Source organism: Priestia sp. SIMBA_032 (assembly GCF_046535215.1).
GTDB lineage: Bacteria > Bacillota > Bacilli > Bacillales > Bacillaceae_H > Priestia > Priestia aryabhattai.
The window spans coordinates 1-283 of sequence record NZ_JAWRXD010000459.1; the positions used below are offsets into that span (position 1 = coordinate 1).

General features: G+C 68.9%; 1 protein-coding gene. It reads right to left on the reverse strand.

Going from position 1 to position 283, the window contains the following annotated elements; translation table 11 throughout:
• Nucleotides 1-99: 99 nt before the first annotated feature.
• A partial coding sequence (locus tag SB717_RS35155; protein WP_410907527.1) for an alkyl sulfatase C-terminal domain-containing protein occupies nt 100-283 on the reverse strand: 184 nt, incomplete at its 5' end.

Sequence of the window (283 nt, forward strand, 5' to 3'; positions counted from 1 at the left end):
TCCCCCGGTGACGCGCCCGCTTACGACCCGTCGAGTGGTGAGCAGATGTCGCAACTGGCCGAGAATTCCGGCATCTACCCACCGCTCGAGGGAGTGCTCTCAGGGCACGACGATGTTGAAGTCCGGATCGCCGGCGTCCAGGACTGCGGTGAGGCGGGCGAGGACTGTCGCGTCGCCCTCGAAGGTCAGGCCGTCGGAGGTGGTGTCGCCTGCGGCCAGGGCCAGGAAGCGAACGCGGGTCGACGTCAGGTGCAGTTGGGCGTCGTCGGCCGGTTCCGCCTCG